Consider the following 22,477-nt stretch of genomic DNA (forward strand, 5'->3'; position numbering starts at 1 on the left):
TAACATAAATTAGTTGGAAACAACTTATTTATAACCCTTTAAATTTTATGTTATGAAAAATCTCATATTTCTATTCATGTTTATTCTTAGTCTGGTATTTACAGGTTGCGACGTAAACAACTCACTACTCCCCAAATCGGAAATCGACAACGAACTTAAATCTGCCCAACTAAAAATGGTTCCAATTAAAGGCGATGCTCAATCTCATGTCACCGAATCGTTAAATGGTATTCCTGTATTTGGAACTTTATCCGGCACGATTTCTCATTTGGGAAAACTGGATATTGATGAAAGTACCTGGTACACCATATCGGTTGAAATGGATGAACAAACCTGGACCATTTCGTGGGAAATGTTTGGTGCCGTTTGTGCGGCTAACGGAGATCTGCTGAAATATATCCTGTCAGGATCTTTTAGTATTCTTGATAATGAAATAAGCGGCCACATTGATTTTAATGGTGGTACCGGCAGATTTAGTCAAGCCGGTGGAACTGCCGAATTTACAGGCTATGCCGACGATCCTATGAACATTACTTCGATGTACATGCACATGGATGGTATGATTTCAAATGTGGGTTGCAGCCATGGTAATGAATCTGAACTGGCAACTCAGAATGAAGCAATTGCCGAAGCCTTTATAGATGCATTTAATGCCCATGATGCCGACATGCTCAATTCGTTGTTTGCAGATGATTTTGTGTACACCGAAGTAACATCGGGCCGCACTTTTACCAATAAAGTCGACCTTGCAATGTATATTAATGGAACAGTCAGCGGAGTACCCGACTCCCAGTTTGATATTGTTTCAGTTGTAGCCAACGAACAATATGCTGCAGTAGTGTGGATTTGGAAAGCAACAAATACAGTGGGTTGGCCGTACATGGGAATTCCGCCTACCGATAAATATTTCGAGATGCTGGGAGCTTCAGTTATGGAAATTGAAGACGGAAAAATTATATGGAACAAAGACTATTGGGACTGGAATACATTTATGCAACTTATTGGTGTTATGCTATAGCTTGAATACTATTTCAGCAAAAAAATTATTTCCCAAATGCAAATCCCGGAATCCAACCTGGATCCGGGATTTTTTTACACTGTTTAATTATTTTCCGGCTTTTTGGCTTTGATTACGACCTTCAGTACGTAATAAAAAAGCATGGAGAAAACGAATATGATCAATCCCCAGATGGGAGCGTAAAAACTTACGATGGCTCCCCGCATTACAATTTGCGGCGATACATCGGCGGCAGCTCTTATGGCCTCAAGCGCCTGAACAATTCCAACAACTTGCGATAAAAAACCAATGGCCAGTGCCAATGATCCCGACATTTTTATCAGGTCGAGCAAGCGTGTGTTCATGTCTTTTTTCCCAACAATTTCAACGACCTTCCAAACGGTGATTCCAAGTGCCAGAAGTCCTAAAATTGTTATCAGATGCATAAATGGTCCGCCGTATCTGTAGGCTGCCATCATGTATCCAAATCCTGTTTGTGCTTCATCCAATTCAATCATTTCTTTTGTTTTTAAAGTTCTTACTGCAAGCTACGCCCGATATCCCATTCCATCGTACTTTAATCGTTGAACAACACAAAACCACGGTTCGGTTACATTTCAGAAGCGAATTACCGTTTACGCCAACTTTTGGTTGTTCAGCCACAATTTTTAACCTTTTAACGATTGAATTTCCGTTTCATAAAATTCATCCTTAATTTTCAGTTTTTATTGTAAATGTCGGAAAAACTTCAACATATTATATTGATGCTCAGCAAATCTCAAAAATCAAGAATCACTTTGCACGTGTTTTTTTGGCTGATCGTTGGTTACTTTTATTATTTCGTGTTCCGATTGAACAGCGAATTTCCAAAGGTTTCGCTCATTTTTACGCTTGGACTGCTGCCCGTTGCCATCTTCGAAACGTACCTTTTCAACTACTTGCTAATCCCGAAGTACCTCTCAAATCAGAAATATTTCAGGTTTACCTATTTTAGCCTGTTCACCATACTGGGTTCCACCTGGCTTTCTTTTCTTATTGTTTTTTATGCTTTAATAAATATTCTGAACACAGAAGCCTCGCTCGAACCGGCCGTTCTTCATCCTGAATTGCAAGTGATCTCGCTGAACTTTATCGTATTTCTTGCCATCGCCATCAAGCAGGTGAAACGCGCTTTTTATATGCAACAGGAAAAAAATGAACTGGAAAAAGCACAGCTGACCACAAAACTTAAACTAAAAGAAGCTGAACTTAAACTGTTGAAAGCCCAGGTTCATCCGCATTTTCTGTTCAATACCTTAAACAACCTTTACGGACTCACCCTCGAGAAATCGGACGAAGCACCCAAACTGGTGCTGCAGTTGTCAGAAATTCTCGATTATATACTTTACCGGTGCGATGCTCCTCAGGTTCCTCTTTCAGAAGATTTAAATAACCTGAAGAATTACATCGAAATAGAGAAAATACGTTATTCCCAAAAACTGGAATTAAATGCTGAATTTCCGGAAGACACCGGAAAGCTCAAAATAGCCCCGCTGATTTTGCTGCCTTATATTGAAAACGCTTTTAAGCACGGGGTCAGTCATTTTCCCGGAATTGCCTTTGTACAAATCAAGCTTTCTCTTTCCGGAAAGAACTTGTCCTTTCAGATTGAAAATTCTCGGAATCCAATGGTAAAAAAAGGCGAAGACAAATCGGGAGGTATTGGGATGGCCAATGTGCAACGCCGTCTCGATTTGCTGTATCCCGGCAAATACATGCTGGAAGTGGAAGAAAAGGATGAAACTTTTTCTGTAAATTTAATGCTTAAACTGGAGGAATAAGATGTACCGCTGTCTGATCATCGATGATGAACCGATTGCCATCCGGGTGATCCGGAATCACCTGGCCTCATTTAAGGATTTTGAGGTGGTGGCCGAGTGCAATAATGCCCTGGAAGCCATAACGGTGCTATCGAAAGAAAAAATCGATCTTATGTTTTGCGATATCCAGATGCCCCAGCTCACCGGCGTTGATTTTGTTCGAACACTTACCCACCCGCCGAAGGTAATTTTTACCACCGCCTACCGCGATTATGCCGTTGATGCTTTCGAGTTGCATGTGGTGGATTACTTATTAAAGCCCATTTCTTTCGAACGCTTTGCTAAAGCCATTCAGCATTTTCTGATACAGGATAAACCAACACCGCCCAATCAGGAGAATTCTACCTCCAATCAGGAGCGGGATTTTATTTTCTTGAAGGCCGACAAAAAACACTACAAGGTAAACCTAGCCGATATTCTCTACATCGAAAGTCTTGGCGATTATGTAATTACTTACACTGCCGACCAAAAAATCGTTTCCAAAGAACGGATCAGTCACCTGGCCGAAGTGCTTCCTACCGATCATTTTATTCAAATTCACCGCAGCTTCATTGTTTCCATACAAAAGATTGAATCGGTCGGTCCAGGCTTTGTTGAAATCAATAAAAAGAAACTTTCTGTGGGGAGGAATTACAAAATGCAACTGAACGATTTAATGGGGAAACTTTAATCGTTTCACGGTTTCAGCTTTTTTGGTATTTTTGATTTTTACTCCTTTATTCATGGATCGTAAAAGTATATACATTCGCCGAGAAGGCTGGATATCGATTATTGCCAACCTGGCATTATTTGCCCTGAAATACTGGGCTGGTGTAGTCACCGGATCCATTGCACTGATAGCAGATGCCTGGCACACACTTACCGACTCCGTTTCGTCTGTGATTGTTCTGATTGGAGGCAAAATCTCGCGTAAACCTGCCGATGCCGATCACCCCTTTGGTCACGGTCGTGCCGAACATATTGCCGCGATAATTATTGGGGTATTGCTGGCCATTGTAGCCTTCGATTTTATTCTGAGTTCGATCGATAAGTTTTCCAGCCGCGAGCAAACTGTATTTGGCACCCTCGCATGGATAGCGGTTATTGTTTCAATTGTAGTAAAGGAAGCACTGGCTCAATATGCATTCTGGGCTTACCGACGCACCAACTCTTCGATTCTTAAAGCCGATGGCTGGCATCACCGAACCGATGCCCTTTCATCGGTTGTTATTTTGGTGGGTATCGCGCTGGGCAGGTACTTTTGGTTTACCGATGCTGTTCTGGGAATTATCGTGGCCATAATGATTGCTTATGCTAGTTACGAGATCCTTTCAAAGGAAATCAAATCGCTGTTGGGTGAAAGTCCGTCGGATGAACTTTTGCTTTCGATTCGCGAAACAGCACAAAAGAATTTTGATCAACCGCTTCATATTCATCAGATTCACCTGCATAATTATGGGCACCATACCGAAATGATTTGTCATATTAAACTTCCGCCAAGCACATCGCTTGAAAAAGCCCACGAAATTTGCACGAAAATAGAGGAGGTGATCGATCGGGAATTTGGTTACACTACTACTATTCATCCCGAGCCGGTGGAGTGGGAAAATCAGGAAAGTTCACTTTAAACCGAAAGCATTCTCTACTTAAACACTCTCTTGCTACTTGATTTTTCATCTCAGGTGTAGTACATTTATTACTCAAAACAAAATTATACTGAAATGAAAGGTGCATTTTATATTCTCGCGATCCTGATTTTAGCTTCCTGCAACAGCAAACCAAAACAAGCTAAAGAGAAAGCTGCAACGGCTTCCACATCTCCAAAATTGGAATTACTTTGGGAATCGGACACGCTGCTGAGAACTCCGGAATCGGTTCTGATCGATCCCAATAATGATATACTTTATGTGTCGAACGTAAATATGAATCCCTGGGAAAAAGACGGCAATGGTTTTATCTCGAAAATGGACAAAGAGGGAAATATTCTGGAGTTAAAATGGGTGGAAGATATGAGTGCCCCGAAAGGAATGGGACTACTTGGGAACAAGCTTTTTGCTGCCAACATTGACGAATTAGTTGAAATCGATGTGGAGTCGGGAATGATAAGTGCCCGATATCCGGCCACGGATGATGCACAACTGAATGATGTTGCTGTTGGTGATGACGGAAACGTTTATGTTTCGGCCTCTGGAACCAGCAAAATCTATAAACTCGAAAAGGGGATTTTATCGATCGTGTACGAGGGTAAAGGAGACGAACGCTTTAACGGATTGTTCTGGGAAAAAGACCGGATGATGCTCATAACAAGTGCAAGCTCGGAATTCATGGCCATTCCGTGGAACACCATGGAACCTAAAGTAATTTCGGGAAATATGGGTGACGGTGATGCCATTTGTGGTCTTGGCGATGGAAGTTACATCACGACCGCCTGGTCGGGGACTATTTTTTATGTTGATAACGATGGTGAAGTTACTACCTTGCTCGACACTCAGGAACAGGGAGAAAATACAGCTGATGCTGCCTACAGCACTAAAGACCAGATTCTTTATGTACCAACTTTCTTTAAAAATCAGGTAAAAGCCTATAAGCTGATCAGGTAGTTTGGGTACAAATAGTTGCCGGCCATGATTGTTTTCATGCTCTGTTAAGGCAGTATTCACTATCATTGGCATCAAATAATTTTCACTCAAAATGAAGAAATTCCTTTTTCTATTGCTGATGCTTTGTGCAGGAATCGTTATAGCTCAGTCCAAATACGATCAGTTGTTTTTCAAGGATCGACTGACAGAAACGCTTTCCGAGGACAATGTTTTCAAATCGGCAGATTATTATAATTGGTGTTCATCAATCATCAAAGGAGACGACGGCAAATATCATCTGTTCTATTCGCGCTGGCCTAAAAAATACGGATTTCTGAGTTGGCTGACGCATTCTGAAGTCGCCCATGCCACTGCCGATTCACCAGGCGGTCCGTGGACATACAAGGAAACAGTAATACAAAGCCACGGCAAAGGACACTGGGATGCAATAACTTTTCACAATCCCAAAATCAAAAAGTTTGGCGACAAATATTACCTCTACTATGTTTCCACAAACCTGGGCGATCAGGATTATACGGAGGAAGAATTGATTGAAATCGCAAAGGTTGGTTATATTCATCCCAGCTGGAAAAAATACCTGCGACCCAATCAACGAACCGGTGTGGCTATTGCGGCTTCGCTCAATGGTCCATGGGAACGATTGGATCATCCGCTTATCGAGCCATCCGGGCCAATCACAACGCTTACCGTGAATCCGGCCATTACTCAAGGAAAAGACGGAAAATACTACCTGATTGTTAAAGGCGATAAACCGAACGAAACACGTTTTATCCGAAACCAGGCGATTGCTATTTCAGATTCCCCCACCGGACCTTTTAAAATGATGGAAAAACCGGTAATCGATTACCTCGACACTGAAGATATGTCGCTTTGGTACGATGCTAAACGTGATTACTATTATGGTGTGTTTCATGCCAATTCGTTTATCGGTATGGTGAGTTCGGGGGATGGAACGAACTGGGAAAAGGCAACGGAATTTGTCCTCATGGACAAAACCTTGCAAACGCCGGAAGGTAAAATGAAACCCGACCGTCTGGAACGTCCTTTTGTTTATGTTGAGGATGACGAACCACAAGTGCTTTCGCTGGCGGTTAAACAGGGTGATGACGCTTACATTGTTTTTATTCCTGTAGAAGAAAAAGAACGTCCGCTTCCAAACAAAAGACAATTGGCCTGGCAGGAGGCCGAACTAGGTGCAGTGTTTCATTACGATCTTCACGTTTTTGATGGCGAGAAATACGGGCAGGGAAACAACCGGATTGATCCAGTTATGGATTACCAGATCTTCAATCCCAAAAAACTCGATACCGACCAGTGGATAAAAAGCATTGCTGATGCCGGCTTTAAATTTGCTATTCTTACTGCAACTCACGAAACGGGTTTCGCACTTTACCAGTCTGAGGTTAATCCGTACTGTATGAAAGCCCTGAAATTTCAGGATGGTAAAGCTGACATTGTACGCGACTTTGTAAATTCGTGCAGGAAATATGGTATCAAACCCGGCATTTATTTAGGCATTCGCTGGAACTCATTTTTTGGTGTTCACGACTTTAAAGTGAATGGTACTGGTGATTTCCGCGATCAGCGCCAGAAATATTACAACCACATGGTAGAAGGTATGGTAAAAGAACTTTGTACCAACTATGGCGAATTGTTCGAAATCTGGTTTGACGGCGGCGCCGATCATCCGGCAAACGGTGCACCTGATGTACTACCCATTGTTCAGCAATACCAGCCCAACTGTCTTTTTTACCACAACAAACAACTCGCCGAAGCACGCTGGGGAGGCTCTGAATCGGGAACGGTAAGTTATCCATGCTGGTCTACTTTTCCATATCCAACAACAGGTTCAGGAGAATCAGCTCATCAAGCGATAAGTGTTAACAATTTTCAACTGCTAAAAACCGGTGATCCTGAAGGAGAATACTGGGTGCCTGCGATGAGCGATGCGCCTTTAAGAGGCTACAACGGTCGCCACGAGTGGTTTTGGGAACCCGGCGACGAAGAACACATTTTTCCATTGAAAAATCTGATGAACATGTATTACGGTTCGGTCGGGCGTAATTCAACACTTATTATGGGACTTACTCCCGATCCTGACGGTTTGCTTCCTGAGCCTGATGTTCAGCGCCTGAAAGAATGGGGCGATGAAATCGAAAGAAGATTCGCTAAACCACTTGCAAAAACTTCGGGAGCAGAAAATAAACTGGAGTTGGATTTAGATGCTGAACAGGAAGTGAACCATGTAATTATTCAAGAAAATATTGAATTGGGTGAACGTGTACGGAAATACCGAATTGAGGTGAAAACTCAAGGTAAATGGGAAACAATTTGTGGCGGAACTGCAATCGGGCACAAACGGATACAACATTTTGATCCCGTAAGTTGCAATAAATTAAGACTGGTAATAGAAGAGTCGGATGGACAACCGCAAATCAGCAATTTTTCTGCCTTCAGAGTAAGCGAAACGAATTAAAATGTCTACCTCCTTAATAGTTTATTTATTCTCTATATTTACGCATCCATTAAATATTATTAAAAGCTAATTCATGAAAAAAATAGTCGTTCTAACCATTGTAATTGGTTTACTGATGCTTCTTCAGGCATGCTCTGAAAAAATTGAAACCAACCTTACAAAAACCGCATTTATCCCAAAACCTGTGAGTATTGCAGCCGGTGATGATGCCTTTACGTTAAAGGGGCTGGAAAAAATCTATATCAACGAGAATAATAATGAATTACAGGACATTGCCTTACAGCTTATTTCCAGCATTCAAAGTGTAAGAGGACATTCGCTAACATCCGAACTTACGGATAAAATTCCTTCAAAAGGAATCTATTTAACCATTGACAAAACAAAAAACATTGGCGAGGAAGGATACGAATTAAAAATTGATAAAAAGCTTATAACTATAACAGGAGCCGATGCTGCCGGATGTTTTTATGGCATTCAAACGTTGATGCAAACAGCACCCGTAAATGCAGATAAAAGCCAACCTTTATATTTCCCCACTGGAATAATTAAGGATGCTCCTGAATATGCCTACCGTGGTGCCATGCTCGATGTTGCCCGTCATTTTTTTAGTGTAGAAGAAGTGAAACAATACATCGATTTTCTGGCCATGTACAAAATGAACGCACTTCACCTGCATTTGTCGGACGATCAGGGTTGGCGGATTGAAATTAAATCTTGGCCAAAGCTTACTGAGATAGGTGCACAAACCGAAGTTGGCGGTGGAGAAGGTGGATTTTACACCCAGGAACAATACAAGGAACTGGTTCAATATGCTGCTGATCGTCAGATCATTATCATTCCTGAAATTGATATGCCGGGACACACTAATGCAGCACTCGCATCGTATGCCGAACTTAACTGCGACGGGAAGGCCCGCGAACTGTATACCGGAATTGAAGTTGGCTTCAGTACACTTTGTACCGATAAAGAAGTTACTTACCAGTTTGTGGATGATGTAATCAGGGAACTGTCTGCAATCACTCCCGGTCCGTACATTCATATTGGTGGCGACGAATCGCATGTAACCAAACACGACGATTACGTGTATTTTGTAAACCGTGTACAAAAAATTGTGGAGAAATACGGAAAGAAAGTAATCGGTTGGGACGAGATTGCCAATGCAGAACTGATTGATGATGTCACAGTCCAGTTTTGGTCAGATGTTGAAAACACTACAATGGGCATTGAAGAAGGTGCCAAAGTACTTATGTCGCCTGCAGCCCGAGCTTACCTCGATATGCAGTACGATTCAACCTCGCAGTTTGGCTTACACTGGGCCGGTTACATTGAAGTGGATCATGGTTACAACTGGGATCCGGCAACTTTGGTTGAAGGAGTTACAAAAGATAATATTATTGGAATTGAAGCTCCGCTTTGGTCAGAAACCGTTTCAAATATCGACGAAGCAGAGTACCTGGTTTTCCCGCGCCTGCCCGGTTATGCTGAAATTGGCTGGACTGCACCTGCCGAAAGAAACTGGGACGAATACAAAACTCGTTTGGCGAAACACGGCAAACGTTTCGAAGCTTTGGGAATCGATTATTACAAGTCGGCACTTGTTCCGTGGGAAGAATAAATTAAAAATAAGATAGAACAGAAACGGGGTACAGGATTGTAGCCCGTTTTTTTTTTATTGAAATTCCACTCTTGCAATACGACCGTCGCTTCCGGCAGCAAAACCTGTTAACTGCCCCGGAACTGCCCGGAAAGTATAGTAACCGACTTCGGAAATAAATTTCCAATTTTGTCCACCATCCACTGAAACATCGCACCCGGTTTTACCAATAGCAAACAAAAACGAATACCTGCCCGATTTTACAGGTTGAACACATGATCGGTATTCTGCTGGCATAGTCTCAGCCGATAACCAATTCTTACCTCCGTCAACGGTATATGCTGCAATGTTTGTATTTACTTCGGGTTGATCATAATTGCCACCCACAACAGCTCCGGCTTTATCATTCTGAAAAGCCACCGAAAATATTCCTGACGAGGCTGTTCCGCGGATCATAGGTGTTTTGGCGACATTCCATGTTTTACCAAAATCTTCGGAATAAAAAACCCGGGCAGCTTTTCCGCCACTGCCAATCCACGCTTTCCCCGAAGGTAAAAATTCGATGCAGGTATTTGAAGCAGCAAAATTCGCTTCACCTTCTTCAACCGGAGGCAGCGATTCAACTCTTTGCCAACTGTCGCCGCCATCTTCTGTTCTTATCACAAAAAACTTCCCGTCGATCGGATCGCTAACTGCAAGACCGTGGACATCATCAGCAAATTTTAATGAATTGAAGAACAATCCTGCAGTTGTGTCGCGATAAACCACTTCCCAGCTTTTGCCTCCGTTAGTGGTAGAATAGCCAAAATCAGGTCCGGCAATTCCAAAAACGATGGCATGATCTTCATCCTGTGCATTTATGCTTCTGAAATCATTTTTCCCGGCGCCCGGAACTTTCATCTCCTTCCAACTCTCTCCTGAATCGGTGGAGAGCAAAACAGTACCTCCCGACCCGCTTGCCCATATCACATTCTCATCAACTACAAACAAACCACGAAGACTGGCCTCCGAGTTGGTTTCCAGCCCGATAAATTCGGCTTGTACAGAAATAGGATTATTTTGACATCCAAGCAGAAGCGCGGGAATAAGCAGTAAAAAAGAAAATTTCATCATGATCGTTTTTGTTGTTCCTCAAAAATAGAAAGCAAAACCGAGAAACACGAAGAACTTTCCTTTATCGTCCAACCCTGAAAGGATTTAAATCCAGACTTGTTTTTTCTCCGGCAATGGATTCACTAAGCAGTAAACCGGTTACCGGTCCAAGTGTCACCCCCATCATCGAATGTCCGGTTCCAACATGGATATTTTGAAACTCCGGAATCCTGCCGATATAAGGCAATCCATCAAACGAACAGGGGCGGTGTCCCTGCCAGATTTCGCTTTCCTCCACATAAATTTCATTCTTCAGATAATAAACAGAATTGACGCCGTTAATGATATTCTGAACACGCGAAGGTGTAATCTTGTATCCAGAATAAGCGATTTCCATCCCCCCTGCAAATTGCGTCAATCCGCTTCCGAGAGGTGTAACAGCAACATTCGCATCGGCTAAAAGGGCCGGATAATTTATGCCGGATTCATTCGTCATAAAACTGTAGCCTTTGCCGGGCTGCACATCAATTTTAACCTTCAGTTTTTTCAGCAATTGCGAACTCCACATTCCGGCAGTGATCACCAATTCATCAAATTCGAAATTACCTTTATTGGTTTCCAGTGCAGTTGCTTTTTTCTTCGACGTTTGAATAGCGGTTACCGTACAATTTTTCACAAACTGAACGCCTTTTTTTTCAAGCGAAGCATAAAGTGCTTTCATCAAAACCGAAGGATTTAAATGATTATCACAGTGATAGTGAAATCCACCGGCCAAGTTAGCCTGAGTATTAGGTTCCAGTTTCCGGACATCAGCCTGCGACAATTCCTTAACATCCAAACCGGCATCTTTAGCAATTTCGGCTTCTTCACGCAAGTCTTCACCTGCTTTTTCAGCCTGATACAACATTAGCAAACCGTTTTGCCAGAGAGGGAAATCAAGTTCCCCGCTCACCTTAAGATCAGTAAAAAGGTCTTTGCTCAGTAAACTCAAATCACGCAATACATTGATTGACTGATTTACGTGACGTGCGTTTGCAACAGAAGTAAATTTCAGGTACCAGCGTAACAGATCTTTTTCGGGTGCAAGACGAAAGCCAACAGCTGATTTTGATTTGAACAGGTTTTTAATGCCTTTTCGCAACATACCCGGTGAAGCCAGCGGAACTACGTGACTTGGAACAATCAGTCCTGCATTAAAATGCGAGCATCCATCGGTAAAATCGTCCCGGTCAATCACGGTTACCTGGAAGCCTTTTTTCTGCAAATACCAGGCAGAAAACAGACCTACTACTCCACCTCCAACAAGAACTACTTTGCTCATAGTATTGAAATCAATAAAGGTTATAATACCTGGAAACCGTGGGCGTAGGGATCATCCTCATCATCGATAAAAATATTATTGAATGAAATGATCTTTGCCCAACCTTCGATACTTGGAATAATGGCTTTGTGCTCCCCCACTTTTGTTGTGCCTTCAACACGCCCAAGAAACTTGCTGCCGATAATGCTTTCGTGCAAAAACTTATCGCCCTGATGTAACTTTCCGTGTGCTGCCAGCTGTGCCATTCGCGCCGATGTTCCGGTTCCGCAAGGTGAGCGGTCAATCGCTTTATCGCCGTAGAAAACCGCATTTCTTCCATCAGCTTCAGGCGAAATAGTTGCACCTGTCCATTCGATGTGTGTTACGCCCTGAATCTCGTTATTCTCAGGATGGTGAAAGGTATATTTCTCGTTGATCAGCTTTCGCAGTGGACGACTTATCGCAATCAGTTCATCCGCAGAATAATGTTCCATGCCTTTAAAAGTTTCCTGCGGATCGATGATGGCATAAAAGTTTCCGCCATAGGCCACATCGAAAGTGAGTTTGCCAAGATGCGGCGATTCTATTTCAAGGTTTTCGCCAGCCAGGTAGGAAGCCACATTCGTTAGTTTCACCGAACTCACTTTTTTACCGGTCATTTGGTACTCCACTTTAATCAGGCCCGCCGGAACTTCCACCATCAACTCTCCCGGAGTTTTGGGTGTTACCAGCCCCTGTTCAATAGCAACCGTTACAGTTCCGATAGTACCGTGACCACACATGGGCAAACAGCCACTGGTTTCGATAAACAAAATTCCCATGTCATTTGCCGGATCGACCGGAGGAAAAATGATGCTTCCCGACATCATATCGTGCCCGCGAGGCTCAAACATCAATCCTTTCCTGATCCAGTCATACTCCTTCAAAAAATGCAGGCGGCGTTCGAACATATCTTTCCCTTTTAAAACGGGACCACCGCCGGCCACCACTCTCACGGGATTTCCGCAAGTGTGCGCATCAACACAAAAAAAGGTTTTGGCAGCCATTTTTTAATATTAATTAATCACATCTTTTGTTAATTTTCCATCCACACGACGCCAGATTTCAAGTGGATTGGCGTCTTTTAATTCGTCGGGCAAATAAGCATCCGGCGCATCCTGAAATGCTACAGGGCGCACAAAACGCTTGATGGCATCAACACCCACCGAGGTAAAACGTCCGTCGGTGGAAGCCGGGAACGGTCCACCGTGCTGCATGGAATAGCCCACTTCAACGCCGGTTGGAACACCATTAAAAATCAATCGCCCCACAACTTCCTGAAGGATTTCGATGGCCGGCGAATACGTTTCCACATCGTCAGCAGTACAAAAAACAGAAGCAGTAAGCTGGCCTTCGAAAGCCCCCATAACTGATTCGAGTTCTGCTTTACCATCGCACTCAATGAGCAATGAAAACGGCCCGAATATTTCTTCAGCCAAATCAGGATTTTTTACAAAATCGCTTCCCTTTACCACCGCAACAATCGGTTTTCCGGTTAATTGGGCCGGTTCATTTTCCGATTCGGCGAGTTTAGTAACGATCCCGTTTTCGAAAAAGCTCTTTGTTTTCTGCTCGAAGTTGCTGATGATGTTTTTATGCAGCATTTTTTCAGGCATCAGTTTTGCTACATTTGCTGCCAGTTCGCTTTTAAACGCTTCTGTTTCTCCTCCTTTTACAGCTACCAGCACACCCGGATTTGTACAAAACTGTCCAGCTCCAAGGTTGATTGAAGAAGCGATAGTCGCTCCAAGTCCGGCCGTGTTTTGTTTGATTTTCCCGGGTAGTAACAACACCGGATTTACGCTTCCCATTTCAGCAAAAACAGGAATTGGTTCATCGCGTTTTTGAGCCAGATCATACAAACTTTTTCCGCCGTTAAATGAACCGGTAAAAGCAACTGATTTAACCTTTGGGTGCATCACCAGCCCCTGACCAATTGAAAAATCGGTTGCATTGAGCGATGAAAACACACCGTCGGGCATTCCTGTTTTTTGTGCCGCTTTCACAATAGCTCCCGAAACCAGTTCGTTGGTTCCGGCGTGGTAAGGGTGCGATTTTACGATCACCGGATTTCCGGCTGCCAACGCCGAGGCGGTATCACCTCCTGCCGTTGAAAATGCCAGCGGAAAGTTGCTGGCCGTAAACACCACAACAGGACCAACCGGCTGCAACATTTTACGGATATCGGCTCGAGGCAACGGTTTTCTGTCGGGCATAGCCGGATCGATGGAAGCCTCTACCCAATCGCCATCTTCCAAAACTTTGGCAAACATGCGCAACTGGTTTGTTGTACGACCGCGTTCACCTGTAATTCTACCTTCAGGCAAACCACTTTCTGCACAGGCACGCTCAATCAATTCGGGACCAACTGCCTCGATTTCATCGGCAACGGCACGTAAAAATACGGCACGTTCTTTCCCCGGTTTCCTTTTGTAAACGGCATAAGCACTCACTGCTTTTTGCACAGCGTCTTCTAATTCTTCGCTTGTTGCCTGAACAAATTTTTCGGGCAACTGCTCCAACGTCAGCGGACTAAATGTCTGAAAACTTAACTCTCCTTTTGCTGATAAACTCTTACCTATATTGTTTTTCCCGTGGATCATATCAACACTTTTTCCAGGTTCAAATAATCCGGTAGTTCCGGACGAACTTCAAGGGCTTTATTCAAAATTGACAACACACGCTCTCGTTCTTCTCCAACCAGAGGCAAGCGGGGAGCACGTACAATCTCGTTACCAATTCCGGTCATGCTTTCTGCCAGTTTAATATTCTGAACCAGTTTTGTTGAAACATCGAGTTCCAACACCGGCAGGAACCAGCGATAAATTTCGAGTGCTTCAGCAATTCTTCCGGCTTTAATCAGTCGGTAAATGGCTACAGTCTCTTTTGGGAAGGCACAAACCAGTCCGGCCACCCAACCATCAGCACCCATCAGTAAGCTTTCCATTCCCAGTGTATCCACTCCGGTGAGTACGGCAAAGCGATCGCCAAATTCATTTTTCATTCGGGTAACATTTGAAATGTCGCGAGTCGACTCTTTTACCGCCTGAATGGTTGGAAGGTCCTCCAACTGACGGAACATATCCGGTGAGATCCAGATCTTGTAATCGGCCGGGTTATTATATAAAATAATAGGCAATTCAGTGGCTGTGGCAACTTCACGCAAAAAAGTAACCGTTTCGCGGTCATCAGAAGTATAACGCATCGGCGGCAACAACATCAAACCATCGGCGCCGTTATCGCGGGCACGTAAAGCAGCTTCAACGCCCAGTTTTGTCGATGCCTCGGCAACGTTCATCAGTACAGGAACACGTCCGTTCGCGGCGCCTTTCACGTGCTTTAGCAGTGCATCCTTTTCATCCTGAACCAGCGTACTTGCTTCACCAAGCGAACCGCCCAAAATAATTCCATCTACTCCGGCTTCGATCTGTGCTTCCAGATTGACATCAAAGGCCTCAAAATCCAACTCATCGTTTGCAGTAAACTTGGTCGTTACTGCCGGAAAAATCCCTTTCCATTCAAAATTCATGATCTTTATTTTTTATAATTATTAATTCAAATTGTTCGAAGTAAAAGACTTTTAAATCTTTACTACAAAACTAAAACACAATAAAAGACATAAATATCTTAATCTTACCCTGAACTAATACTATCTTATCCATGTTATTGAATTCAGAACATTTTAAAGGAATATTACCTATTATGTATTTATGATATGAATCCCTTGCAACTATGAAAATTCTTCCATTTAAAATTGCCAAACCTGTTGATCAGTCGGTTTGGGTGCAGAATGAATTACTTGCTCATCTCTACGATATTTTGCACCAGCATGTGGAATTTCAAATCACTTTGATAAAAAAAAGCACAGGGAATGTTGTCGCGGGAAATCAAATCATCAGCTTTCAACCCGGCGATATATTTGTTTTTGGATCAGGTCTTCCGCACGCGCTTCGAAACGACCCCGAGTACTACCGGAACAACAGTGATCTGATTGCACATGCCATCTCCATTTATTTTGAAACTGAAGTATTTGGTGAATCATTTTGGAACCTGCCGGAAACCAGATCGCTGAAAGAATATATACGCAAAGCGGGGCGTGCTATCTATTATCAGGCGGCATTTCATCCGGAAGAAGCAAAACTTATTGAGGCCATTTCATCAGAAAAAGAAGTAACACGGATGATTTTAGTTTTGGAACTTCTTTCCCGGCTTTCGAAATCGGAAAACGAAAACATTCTGGCTACCGAGGGAACCTACAATAAGATGAATGAGACCGATGAAAAACGACTGGATGCCGTGTTCCGTTTTACTTTGAATGAATTTCACCGGCCGATAAGTCTGGAAGAAGTTGCCGATGTTTCGAACATGACGGTGAACTCTTTTTGCCGCTACTTTAAAACCCGCACGCGAAAAACCTATGTGAATTTCCTTACAGAATACCGAATCGGGCAGGCCTGCAAATTGCTGCAACAGGAGGATGTTAGTATTTCGGAAATATGCTACCGGGTAGGCTTTGGCAACCTTTCGAATTTTAACCGGAAGTTCAAGGAAATGAACGGATGTACTCCAAATGAATTTCGAAGAAAACAGGAATTGCAGAATATGGCAGATTAAGTTAAAACATTAGTGTTTTCGACTAACTACAAAAGCACTCAACCAAGGCAATAACTCTCCCTCATTCCCTCTCTTTTCAACGAGAGGGACGATTGTGTCGAAGGCACAATCAGGGTGAGTACTGAGAATAAATTGATATCCTGCTTAAAAATTCTCGCTATATATGCAGAAAAAACAGGAAAGCCGCCGGCCTTCCTGTTCTTAAAATTGATGCGTGTTTCACGATCAACAAATTCGGGAACTAATCGTCGTATTCGGGAAAATCATTCGAAAGCATTATCCACACTTTTCCAAGTCGCTCATACAAATTGCTGATGTGGGTTCCCGGATTGGAATAATTCTCGAACTGATGCCTGACATGCATGGCATCAAGTTGCTCATTCAGCATTACATTCGATTGATACATTCCCAGGTCATCGTTTGTGCCACAATCAAAATACACGGTTTTTAGCTGTTTCAATCCAATTCGGTTTTGCTGAACCAAGGCCATCAGGTTTTGGGCATCCCATTTTTCCATTAGTTCGGGAATGATCACAGGCTGACCATCCAAGTATTCAAAAGGGAGGTCGCAAAAAAATGGCTGATCTGGATTCGGCAACCACGCCTGTGCCAATGCATAAGCTGAATTATTGGCAAATTTAAACGGAGCCCAAGGATAATAGTCGACCGGTCCCTCCATTCCCCACATCTGATCTTCTACCGGCATGAATCCGGCAATCATCGAAACCAAAGGAGCCGGAAAATGAGACGGAGACAAAACACCGACATAACGGAAGGTCTTGGGATGTTTCATCGCCGCATTCAACGCTCCATAGGCTCCTGCACAATGACCACTGATGGCGCGCCAGTTAAAATGAGGAATGGTGCGGTAGTTTCCATCGATGTAAGCAACCAGTTCATCGGAGATGTAATCTTCATAATTCCCCTGAACCGGAGAATTTAAATAGAGACTCGGGCCATACTTCGTTTTGGCATCGGGCATAACGATGATTACCTCTTTCATCCCCTTGTTGTCGATCAGGTCGTTTACCCAATCGAGAAATCCATCCGAGGGAAAATCAACACGAGCCTGTAACTGTGCCATCTGGTAAAAATATTCGAATGGCTCCGGGTCCATTAACATACCTCCCCATGCAGGAGTACCGTGCAAAAAATAAATCACCGGGAAATGTTTCTCCGGGCAAGCATAGTAACTTTTTGGCAAATAAATACGGATCATCCGGTCGGCCGGATCGCCCAACAAGTTTCCTTCCAGCGCATTCACATGCATCATTTCTGAAACGATCGTTCCCTCGCCTATTACGGCTGCTTTTGGGTTGGGAACCGGATCATTATCATCAGCCAGATAATCTTTTTCACAGGCTGCGAAGAAAATTACCGACGCCAGCACTGCCAGTAAAATTTTGGTTTTCATTGCTATTGATTTTATTGGTTAACTGCTTACGAAGTTAATCCAATGCCGGCCGTTTGGCTTATTTGAAATTCCCGGAAAGTTGTGGAATTTTCCCAATACTTGACATGATTTCCCGGAACACTTTATTAGTTACGCATTCAATCTTTGATCATCAGCGTAATTTCGCCTTCCGTATCCCAGTACAATCCTCCTTCGGGTAATACCACGCCATTTACAACCTGCAATGTGCCGGTAATACCGTCAAAACGGCCGGTGCCGCCAACAAAATCAGCATGTCCGCTTACCGCTCCTGTTACCGTGTTGATCGATACAAATCCCAACACATTTACTTTCTCGCCGGTTGCCAACTGCAATTCAGTACTTACTTCATTGTAAACTACAGGTTCTCCTGCTATCAGTTGCAGTTCGCAATACAGTTTTTGATAGGTGCTTTCTTCCTGAATGATCTTTCCAATAATGTTCAAATGTCCGGCCATCCAACCGGCAGCACACATGTCAAACGGAGGGCCAAATGTTTCGCATTGAAACCTTCCTGCTGCTTCATCGGGAATTACCTGGGTCCAGCCTTTAACGTGGTGGGTTTTGGTTTTTTCATACTTTGCACTTTTGTTAATTGGTGCGTTTTCTGGTTCAACAAAATCATCCTGACAAGCTACACACATAATCAGGATTCCGATCAATAAAAAAAATACACGTTTCATGATTTTAATTTTTAAGGTTAAACATTGATTATTACTGTCAAAATTAGGACGAACGCACGATTTGGAATTGTCGGATTTTCCCTGAGTTTTGTCTATTCATCCCAAATGGAAAAGCAGCGTGTCAAACCATATTTATACGTCATGCTGAATTCATTTCAGCATCTCAGATAAAATAAGATTCCGAAATAAATTCGGAATGACGTTGTTCATTTGTATGGTTGACAAGCTACCTGGAAAATAAATATGGGTGAGAATGAACTTTATTTAGTTCTCAATTACCTCATTGGTTTTTAAACTTTGATGCACAAAATCGGTAGGACTGTAGCCAAACTCTTCTTTAAATACTTTGCTGAAAACGGATACACTTTTCATGCCCACTTCGTAACCCACTTCGGTGATGTTCAACGATGTGGTTTGCAAAAGCTCCTTGGCTTTTTTCATGCGTAGCGTACGAATGTATTTTGCGGCAGAAATATTGGTAAGCGCACTGAATTTACGGTAAAGTTGCGCTCTGCTCATGGCCATTTCGTTGCAGAGAACCTGTATATTAAAGAAATCATCTCCAAGATATTTTAGGATAACCGCATTCAACTTTTGAATAAACACGTCTTCTTTTTGGAGTACCGGATCACTGGAAAACTCCAGGCTGTTTCCGTTGCTGTACCTGCGGAAGAGCTTTCTGCGCAGTTCCAGCAGTTTTTGCATTCGCACCAACAACTCGCGCTGGTTAAATGGTTTTACAATATATGCGTCGGCACCCTTTTCCAAACCTTCAATTCTTGACGGGATATCTGCTTTTGCAGTAAGCAAAATGATTGGAATATGACTGGTTCGAATGTCTTCTTTTAGTCTTATGCACAATTCAAAACCATCCATTTCGGGCATCATCACATCGCTGATAACGATATCCGGGATTTCTTCTGTTGCCAATTTAAAACCTTCTTTTCCGTCTTTTGCCACATGAATGGAGAAATGATTCTGATAACAGGCTTTCATGTAGCCAACCACATCGGGATTATCTTCAATAATCAGCAGTCGTTGATTTCTTTTTGATTGATTTGAATCGAAATCATCCGTTTCGAAATTGTTTTCTTCCAAAGCAGTTTCATTCTCAAAATCGGTAAGGATCGCAGAATTTCCGCTTACCGGAATATAAGGCAAATTCACTGTAAAAACAGTGCCCACGCCTGTATTGCTTTTTACTTCAATTGTACCATCCAACAGTTGCACCAATTCGTGTGTTATCGCCAATCCAATTCCGGCGCCGCCTTCTTTGCGTGTAGTATCACCGTCAACCTGGTAGAAACGGTCGAAAATAGTCTCTTGTTTTTCGGGTGGAATTCCAATGCCATTATCCTTAATTTCCATACAAATGTTTTCATTCATCCGAAATACCTTCATATAAATCTGACCACCATCGGGTGTGAATTTTATGGCGTTGCTTAGCAGATTGGAAACAATTGACGCCAGTTTTTCAGGATCGAATTCGACCTCGTACGACTGGCTTTCGGAAGAAAAATGCATGGAGATATTTTTCTCCTCGGCATAAAATTCCTGCAACTGAAAAACATATTTCAGGAAAGGAATAATGTTGGCGCTTATTTTATTTATCGACATCCGACCCGATTCAAGCTTGCTCAGATCCAGCATCTGATCGACGAGTTGAAGCAGGTTCTTCCCGTTTTTGATGATGGTATCCATTTTCCCGGGATTGTTGTTTTGCCCGTTGTTTTTTGCCGAATCAGCCAATCCGAGAATAACCGTCAGCGGTGTTCTGAATTCATGCGTAATGTTGGTATACAACCTTGTTTTTGCATCATTGATTTCTTTTTGATGTTCGGTTTCCCGACGTTCCAGATTGGTATAAATTCGTTGCGCCAATAAGGCAGAAACAAAGAAAGCCAGGGTACACGCTAGCACTGTGGAGGCAAAAAGAATCAGATTCCATTCCGGCGGGATCAAATCCTTTCCGGGAAGGTTTTTGTCGGCAATGGCCAGGTAAAGCACCGAAATAAAATAAAGGAAGAAAATCAGTATAATCAGCCGGGAACTTTTAAAACTCAAAGCAATAATAACGGGTACTATCCCGATCAAAATGATTCCCCCGGAAGTTAGTAAACCACCCATTCGATAGGTGAAATAAAAAACGATAAGCAGTAATCCGAGTTCTTTTGTGAGTATCACGTACTTCACTTTTGGGGTAAAAAAGAAGAAAAGCAGTAAGACTAAGGCAAAAGCGATTCCTGAGAGTCCAAGATATCCAACAATTGGAATATTGCCGATAAGTGACTCGATAACGGGAATCATCATCCCACCGATAAAAACTATTTGAAGCACAAAATGGAATTTTCTCATATCACGCTCTGCAGCATCAAATCTGTCGAAGAGCCAATAATTTAGTCTGGTTTTAAAATTCTGATGTTTTGGGACAGAACTCATGGCGACTTTTTAAAGTTAGTTACCGAACAATTCCTGGGGAGTCTATCTATTATATTTCATAGTCACCCGGTGAATATTATCAGTTTATTGCTTTACGAACTTTTTAATGATTTGGTTTTCCATGGATTGAATTCTGAGCAGGTAAACCCCGGCTGGGAATTGACTTAAATCTAATCTATATTGATTACTATTTAAGTTGTAAGATTGAATTACCTGTCCGTCAATGTTTATAATATCCGCTGTTGAGTTTTGTAATTTTTCAGGCATTTTTAGTGTTATGAAATCGTGAGCCGGATTAGGGTAAAGTGCAAATCGATTCGCGTTTTCATTTTTCACTTCCAAAATTAGGTTTCTACCCTCTTTCAATTCTATCGAAACCAAACCATTGTCGGTACCAATCCATTTAGTACCCTCAGAATCGATGGTAATTTGATAAACTGTATTGGATGGTAATTCTGAATTTGACATTGTAAAGAAACTCCAATCTTTTCCATCATAACTTACAATGCCGTTATCGCTGTTCGTGAACCATAAGTTATTCTCTCCATCAATTGCTTCCAGCACATACTCCCCATTCAAGGTTAAATAATTTGTCCAGGAATTGTCGCTCAAATCCCATTTAACTAATTCGTGATTATTGGTACTTTGAATCCATAAGTAACCCGAGTCGTCTGAAACAATTTTACTATAGTAACTTGAAGGTCCGGGAAAGGAAGTCCAGTTTTCCCCATCGTACCTCACAAGGTACATTTCGGGAAAATAACCAGCGTAATCGATAGGATTGCAATCGGTATTTCCAAGCCAGATATTCCCTTGATTATCTGAAGCGGTTTGCCATACTGAATAACACATCATCCCTGAGCTTTCTGATGTGAATTGAATACTACTTCCCTGTTCCAGTTTATGTAAATGAGGGAAAAAACCACCATTTGTTATCCATTTATTGTTTTTTCTATCGACGACTAATGAATTGATTGGCCCATTCCCGTTGTATTCAATTTTATCCCATGTTTTTCCATCAAAGCTATAAATATTGTCTATAATAATAGGTTCATCATCAAAATTCCAAACAGAACGGACAATCCATTTAACTCCGTTTTTATCAATTATAAAAAAAGCTGTCATGTCCCTGACGATATCAGGATAGGGGTAATACGTGGTACTCAAATCCGACGTATTTAAACTGACTAAAAAGCTATCGGTAGCAGCCCAGACATTTTCGTTTTCAAAGGCAATTGATTTTATTGCCTGTCCCTGAAGATACACATCCCAGGTATTGTTCTGTGCCGTAACGTAGCCCAAAAGGCTAATGGTTAAAGCTAAAAGTAAAATTCGTTTCATGGTATTTATTTTTAGTATTTTAGCACCGGATT

18 protein-coding genes are annotated in these 22,477 nt (G+C 42.5%); 8 read left to right on the plus strand and 10 right to left on the minus strand.

From position 1 onward, the window contains the following. The first annotated feature begins 52 nt into the window (after positions 1–52). Entirely contained in the window at positions 53–1,018 is a 966-nt protein-coding gene (locus WFY05_RS03030) for an ester cyclase (RefSeq protein ID WP_340111246.1), read from the plus strand. A gap of 83 nt (positions 1,019–1,101) precedes the next feature. Here WFY05_RS03030 and WFY05_RS03035 read toward each other — a convergent pair whose 3' ends face one another. After that, on the minus strand, positions 1,102–1,515 hold the full coding sequence (locus WFY05_RS03035; RefSeq protein WP_340111247.1) for a MotA/TolQ/ExbB proton channel family protein: 414 nt from the start codon (positions 1,513–1,515) through the stop codon (positions 1,102–1,104). 246 nt (positions 1,516–1,761) lie between these two features. Between WFY05_RS03035 and WFY05_RS03040 the strand changes: the two genes are divergently transcribed. From WFY05_RS03040 to WFY05_RS03065, 6 genes are all read left to right on the plus strand, one after another. Continuing rightward, positions 1,762–2,817 (plus strand): sensor histidine kinase, encoded by a 1,056-nt coding sequence (locus WFY05_RS03040; RefSeq protein ID WP_340111248.1) that lies wholly within the window; start codon positions 1,762–1,764, stop codon positions 2,815–2,817. Position 2,818: 1 nt separating this feature from the next. Continuing rightward, entirely contained in the window at positions 2,819–3,526 is a 708-nt protein-coding gene (locus WFY05_RS03045; protein WP_340111249.1) for a LytR/AlgR family response regulator transcription factor, read from the plus strand. 52 nt (positions 3,527–3,578) lie between these two features. Further along, on the plus strand, positions 3,579–4,463 hold the full coding sequence (locus WFY05_RS03050) for a cation diffusion facilitator family transporter (protein WP_340111250.1): 885 nt from the start codon (positions 3,579–3,581) through the stop codon (positions 4,461–4,463). A gap of 93 nt (positions 4,464–4,556) precedes the next feature. Continuing rightward, the gene (locus WFY05_RS03055) at positions 4,557–5,435 is read left to right on the plus strand and encodes an SMP-30/gluconolactonase/LRE family protein (protein WP_340111251.1); all 879 of its coding nucleotides are present in this window, start codon (positions 4,557–4,559) and stop codon (positions 5,433–5,435) included. 91 nt (positions 5,436–5,526) lie between these two features. Continuing rightward, positions 5,527–7,911: an alpha-L-fucosidase gene (locus tag WFY05_RS03060; protein ID WP_340111252.1), complete on the plus strand. Its 2,385-nt coding sequence runs from the start codon at positions 5,527–5,529 to the stop codon at positions 7,909–7,911. Positions 7,912–7,984: 73 nt separating this feature from the next. Then, positions 7,985–9,526 (plus strand): beta-N-acetylhexosaminidase, encoded by a 1,542-nt coding sequence (locus WFY05_RS03065; RefSeq protein WP_340111253.1) that lies wholly within the window; start codon positions 7,985–7,987, stop codon positions 9,524–9,526. Positions 9,527–9,580: 54 nt separating this feature from the next. Here WFY05_RS03065 and WFY05_RS03070 read toward each other — a convergent pair whose 3' ends face one another. The 5 genes from WFY05_RS03070 to WFY05_RS03090 form a co-directional block, all read right to left on the minus strand. After that, entirely contained in the window at positions 9,581–10,618 is a 1,038-nt protein-coding gene (locus WFY05_RS03070; protein ID WP_340111254.1) for a WD40/YVTN/BNR-like repeat-containing protein, read from the minus strand. A gap of 61 nt (positions 10,619–10,679) precedes the next feature. Beyond that, positions 10,680–11,918, minus strand: coding sequence for an NAD(P)/FAD-dependent oxidoreductase (locus WFY05_RS03075; RefSeq protein WP_340111255.1), 1,239 nt, complete (start codon positions 11,916–11,918; stop codon positions 10,680–10,682). Between the two features lie 20 nt (positions 11,919–11,938). After that, entirely contained in the window at positions 11,939–12,943 is a 1,005-nt protein-coding gene (locus WFY05_RS03080; RefSeq protein WP_340111256.1) for a 4-hydroxyproline epimerase, read from the minus strand. 9 nt (positions 12,944–12,952) lie between these two features. After that, a complete protein-coding gene (locus WFY05_RS03085) occupies positions 12,953–14,539 on the minus strand; it encodes an aldehyde dehydrogenase (NADP(+)) (protein ID WP_340111257.1) in 1,587 nt (528 codons plus the stop codon). Further along, positions 14,536–15,465 carry a dihydrodipicolinate synthase family protein gene (locus WFY05_RS03090; RefSeq protein WP_340111258.1) on the minus strand — a complete coding sequence of 310 codons (930 nt, stop codon included), beginning with the start codon at positions 15,463–15,465 and terminating at the stop codon, positions 14,536–14,538. Before WFY05_RS03090 ends, WFY05_RS03085 begins: the two co-directional genes overlap by 4 nt. Positions 15,466–15,668: 203 nt before the next feature. Here WFY05_RS03090 and WFY05_RS03095 point away from each other — a divergent pair, with 203 nt between their 5' ends. Beyond that, complete coding sequence (locus WFY05_RS03095) at positions 15,669–16,550, plus strand: helix-turn-helix domain-containing protein (protein ID WP_340111259.1); 882 nt, start codon at positions 15,669–15,671, stop codon at positions 16,548–16,550. Between the two features lie 241 nt (positions 16,551–16,791). On the opposite strand, the gene WFY05_RS03100 is transcribed toward WFY05_RS03095, so the two are convergent. The 4 genes from WFY05_RS03100 to WFY05_RS03115 all read right to left on the minus strand — a co-directional run bounded on the left by WFY05_RS03100 (position 16,792) and on the right by WFY05_RS03115 (position 22,445). Further along, positions 16,792–17,964, minus strand: coding sequence for an alpha/beta hydrolase (locus WFY05_RS03100; RefSeq protein WP_340111260.1), 1,173 nt, complete (start codon positions 17,962–17,964; stop codon positions 16,792–16,794). 137 nt (positions 17,965–18,101) lie between these two features. After that, positions 18,102–18,665 carry a hypothetical protein gene (locus WFY05_RS03105; protein ID WP_340111261.1) on the minus strand — a complete coding sequence of 188 codons (564 nt, stop codon included), beginning with the start codon at positions 18,663–18,665 and terminating at the stop codon, positions 18,102–18,104. A 264-nt stretch (positions 18,666–18,929) separates the two neighbouring features. After that, entirely contained in the window at positions 18,930–21,002 is a 2,073-nt protein-coding gene (locus WFY05_RS03110; RefSeq protein WP_340111262.1) for an ATP-binding response regulator, read from the minus strand. A 186-nt stretch (positions 21,003–21,188) separates the two neighbouring features. Next, entirely contained in the window at positions 21,189–22,445 is a 1,257-nt protein-coding gene (locus WFY05_RS03115; protein ID WP_340111263.1) for a T9SS type A sorting domain-containing protein, read from the minus strand. Positions 22,446–22,477: the final 32 nt, after the last annotated feature.

This window comes from Maribellus mangrovi, assembly GCF_037646455.1.
GTDB classification, from domain to species: domain Bacteria; phylum Bacteroidota; class Bacteroidia; order Bacteroidales; family Prolixibacteraceae; genus Draconibacterium; species Draconibacterium mangrovi_A.

Coding starts and splice junctions, on each gene's coding strand:
- WFY05_RS03065 (WP_340111253.1), top strand. CDS start 7,985: ATGAAAAAAATAGTCGTTCTAACCATTGTAATTGGTTTACTGATGCTT.
- WFY05_RS03115 (WP_340111263.1), bottom strand. CDS start 22,445: ATGAAACGAATTTTACTTTTAGCTTTAACCATTAGCCTTTTGGGCTAC.
- WFY05_RS03070 (WP_340111254.1), bottom strand. CDS start 10,618: ATGATGAAATTTTCTTTTTTACTGCTTATTCCCGCGCTTCTGCTTGGA.
- WFY05_RS03055 (WP_340111251.1), top strand. CDS start 4,557: ATGAAAGGTGCATTTTATATTCTCGCGATCCTGATTTTAGCTTCCTGC.
- WFY05_RS03045 (WP_340111249.1), top strand. CDS start 2,819: ATGTACCGCTGTCTGATCATCGATGATGAACCGATTGCCATCCGGGTG.
- WFY05_RS03085 (WP_340111257.1), bottom strand. CDS start 14,539: ATGATCCACGGGAAAAACAATATAGGTAAGAGTTTATCAGCAAAAGGA.
- WFY05_RS03075 (WP_340111255.1), bottom strand. CDS start 11,918: ATGAGCAAAGTAGTTCTTGTTGGAGGTGGAGTAGTAGGTCTGTTTTCT.
- WFY05_RS03050 (WP_340111250.1), top strand. CDS start 3,579: ATGGATCGTAAAAGTATATACATTCGCCGAGAAGGCTGGATATCGATT.
- WFY05_RS03105 (WP_340111261.1), bottom strand. CDS start 18,665: ATGAAACGTGTATTTTTTTTATTGATCGGAATCCTGATTATGTGTGTA.
- WFY05_RS03095 (WP_340111259.1), top strand. CDS start 15,669: ATGAAAATTCTTCCATTTAAAATTGCCAAACCTGTTGATCAGTCGGTT.
- WFY05_RS03100 (WP_340111260.1), bottom strand. CDS start 17,964: ATGAAAACCAAAATTTTACTGGCAGTGCTGGCGTCGGTAATTTTCTTC.
- WFY05_RS03080 (WP_340111256.1), bottom strand. CDS start 12,943: ATGGCTGCCAAAACCTTTTTTTGTGTTGATGCGCACACTTGCGGAAAT.
- WFY05_RS03030 (WP_340111246.1), top strand. CDS start 53: ATGAAAAATCTCATATTTCTATTCATGTTTATTCTTAGTCTGGTATTT.
- WFY05_RS03040 (WP_340111248.1), top strand. CDS start 1,762: ATGCTCAGCAAATCTCAAAAATCAAGAATCACTTTGCACGTGTTTTTT.
- WFY05_RS03060 (WP_340111252.1), top strand. CDS start 5,527: ATGAAGAAATTCCTTTTTCTATTGCTGATGCTTTGTGCAGGAATCGTT.
- WFY05_RS03090 (WP_340111258.1), bottom strand. CDS start 15,465: ATGAATTTTGAATGGAAAGGGATTTTTCCGGCAGTAACGACCAAGTTT.
- WFY05_RS03035 (WP_340111247.1), bottom strand. CDS start 1,515: ATGATTGAATTGGATGAAGCACAAACAGGATTTGGATACATGATGGCA.